The 3,088-nt window shown below is 67.4% G+C and carries 3 protein-coding genes; all 3 read right to left on the reverse strand.

Going from position 1 to position 3,088, the window contains the following annotated elements; all coding sequences use genetic code 11:
* Positions 1–52: 52 nt before the first annotated feature.
* Entirely contained in the window at positions 53–463 is a 411-nt protein-coding gene (gene nusB / locus ACFWJ8_RS19035) for a transcription antitermination factor NusB (protein WP_378814497.1), read from the reverse strand.
* Positions 464–466: 3 nt separating this feature from the next.
* A complete protein-coding gene (gene efp, locus ACFWJ8_RS19040) occupies positions 467–1,027 on the reverse strand; it encodes an elongation factor P (RefSeq protein ID WP_378814499.1) in 561 nt (186 codons plus the stop codon).
* 132 nt (positions 1,028–1,159) lie between these two features.
* Positions 1,160–2,971, reverse strand: a complete 1,812-nt coding sequence (locus tag ACFWJ8_RS19045; RefSeq protein ID WP_378814501.1) for an oleate hydratase — start codon at positions 2,969–2,971, stop codon at positions 1,160–1,162.
* Between the last annotated feature and the right edge of the window lie 117 nt (positions 2,972–3,088).

Genomic DNA, 3,088 nt, shown 5'->3' on the forward strand with positions numbered 1-3,088 from the left:
CACACCACAACCCCCCCGGCCCGCCCCGACCCGCCGCCCCACGACGGGCGGCTCAGGACGCGCGCGCGATGTTGGCGAGCACGCCGTGGACGAAAGCGCCCGACTCGTCGGTCGAGAACTCCTTGGCGAGCTCGACGGCCTCGTCGATCGCGACGGCGGTGGGGACCTCGTCGTTGAACAGGATCTCCCACACGCCGATGCGCAGCACGGCACGATCGACCGCGGGCATGCGGGCGAGCGTCCAGTCCTTCGCGAACGTGGCGATCTGCTCGTCGATCGCGTCGCGGTTGTCGATCACGCCGTCCACGATGTCGCGGGCGTACAGCCAGGACGTCTGACGGGCGGGCTCGCCGGCGGCGCGCTTGGCCTCGGCGGCGAGGATCGTCGCCGGCTCGTCGCCGCGGACGTCGGCCTGGAACAGGATGTCGAGCGCGCGCTTGCGCGCCTTCGATCGGGCGCTCACGCCTTACTTCTCGCGGCCGAGGTAGTCGCCCGTGCGCGTGTCGACCTTGACCTTGGTGCCGGTCTCGAGGAACAGCGGCACCTGGATCTCGTAGCCGGTCTCGAGCGTGGCGGGCTTGGTGCCGGCCGACGAGCGGTCGCCCTGCAGGCCCGGCTCGGTGTACGTGATCTCCAGCACGACCGAGGCCGGCAGCTCGATGTACAGCGGGTTGCCGTTGTTGAGCGCGATCTGCACCTGCTGGTTCTCGAGCAGGAAGTGGGCCGCGTCGCCGACGGTGGCGGCACCGACGGTGAGCTGGTCGTAGTCGGCGACGTCCATGAAGACGAAGCCGTCGCCGTCGTTGTACAGGTAGGTGAAGTCGCGGCGGTCGACGTTCTCGATCTCGATCTTCGCGCCCGCGTTGTACGTGCGGTCGACGACCTTGCCCGAGACCACGTTCTTCAGCTTCGTGCGGACGAACGCGCCGCCCTTGCCCGGCTTGACGTGCTGGAACTCGATGACGCTCCAGAGCTGACCGTCGATGCTGAGGACGACGCCGTTCTTGATGTCTGCGGTGGAAGCCATGAGGTGAATCTGTCCGTTCGTCAGGGAAAGTCGTTCGGGGCGTGCGCGCACGCTGACGCGCCGCCGACAGGACATTCTACGGGATGCCGCGGCCCCTGCCCTCTGCAGGGGCTGCGGCATCCCGTCATGGCGTCACTCGATCGCGTCGTCCGCGCGCTCGCGCGCGACCGTGCCCGCATGCTCCGGGATGAGCCCGAAGTCGGTGAGCAGCACGCCCATCTGCGAGTTGTCGAGCTTGTCGAGGAGCCGCCCCTTGAGGAAGTTCGGCCCGGGGAGGTCGACAGCGGCACCGTCGCGCAGACGCGTCGTCGCCTTCAGCAGATAGCGGACGTCGTACGTCGAGTTGAACACCTCGGGCACGCCGCGATCGATGCCGAGCAGCTGGTACGCGGCCTCCATCGCGGTGCGCACCGAGTACTCGGTCGTGAAGATGCAGTCGCGCGTCGTCTCGGCGAACTGGCCGATGAACGCGAAGTTGACGCTGCCCTCGGGCACGACCTGCGGCCGGTCCCCCGCCGCGCGCGGCATGAAGAACGCCGTCACGTACGGCATCATGACCGGCACGCACTTGGCGCCCGTCGCGGCCAGCTCGGGGATCTCGTCCACAGGCACGCCGAGGTGGTACAGCCACTCCTGTGTGATCTCCTCACCGGTGCACTCCTGCATCGGCTTCTTGACGAAGTCCCCAGGCGTCTCGACGAACAGGCCGTACACCCACACCACGACCTCGTCGGGCTTCTGCGCCTTGAAGTGCGGCTGACGGTTCACCGTCCAGCTCATGAGCCACGACGAGTCACGTGCCGTGACGATGCCGCCGGTGACGACCTTGCCGCTGAACGGGTCGCGCTGCGCGATCCTCTCGATGTACGCCGGGATGCGCTCGTCGACGGTCGTGACGGTCGCCGACTCCCACTTCGTCTTGTCGATGTCGCCGCAGAAGACCTCGGGGCGGCCGAAGTCGTCCGACTTCGCCGCGATGCGCTTCCAGAGGTCCCACGCCGGCGCGGGACCGTCCTTGATCACGGCAGGCGTGTGCTGGTCGCCGTCGTCGGAGTTCTCGGTGAGCGACCCGATCGTGACGAGGCACAGATCGTCGGGACCGAGGTCGACACCGCCCTCCGCGCCGTCACCGGTCACCCAGTCGATGCGCGTGGCCTGCGTCCGGCCGTCCTGGAAGTCGAACTGCACGTCTGTCACGGTGTGCTCGAAGCGGAACGTCACGCCCTGGTCGAGCAGCCAGCGGTACATCGGCAGCACGAGCGACTCGTACTGGTTGTACTTCGTGAACTTCAGTGCCGACAGATCGGGAAGACCGCCGATGTGGTGCATGAAGCGGTGCAGGTACAGCTTCATCTCCAGCGCCGAGTGCCACTCCTCGAACGCGAACATGGTGCGCCAGTACAGCCAGAAGTTGCTGTCGAGGAACTCCCGCGTGAAGACCTCGTCGATGCGCTTGTCCTCCATCTGCTGGCGCGTGGCGAGGATGACGGCGACGATCTCCTTCTGCGCCTTGTCCGAGAGCCCGAAGAGCTTGTCGGTGTGGGCGTCCTGGCCCTGCTTCTCGGTCACGCGGCAGAGCGAGTAGTTCGGGTCGTCCTTGTTCAGCCAGTAGAACTCGTCGAGCACGCTCGCGTCCTCGACCTCCAGCGAGGGCACGGACCGGAAGAGATCCCACAGGCACTCCATGTGGTCTTCCATCTCGCGCCCGCCGCGGATCACGAACCCCTTGTGCGGGTACTCGATGCCGTCGAGCGCGCCGCCCGGCAGCTTCAGCTCCTCCAGGATCGTGATGCGGTCGCCTGACATGCGGCCGTCGCGGATCATGAAGACCGCGCAGGCCATGTTTCCCAGGCCGGCGCCGACGAACCACGCCGACTTGTCGTCGACCCCCTCCGGCTTGCGCGGTCGTGCGAACGCCTCGTAGTTGCCACTGCTGTAGTACATCCAGTCCCCCCGAATCGGACTCGAGTCCGCCGGGTGCGAGTCGACCCGGCGCCCCTTCTGTCTATCGGAAGCCGTCGCGGAACGGTACCGGCGGACGGGGGTTGCGCGGCCGACAGG

Origin of the sequence: Microbacterium sp. NPDC058389, from assembly GCF_042722305.1 — a bacterium.
Taxonomy (GTDB): domain Bacteria; phylum Actinomycetota; class Actinomycetes; order Actinomycetales; family Microbacteriaceae; genus Microbacterium.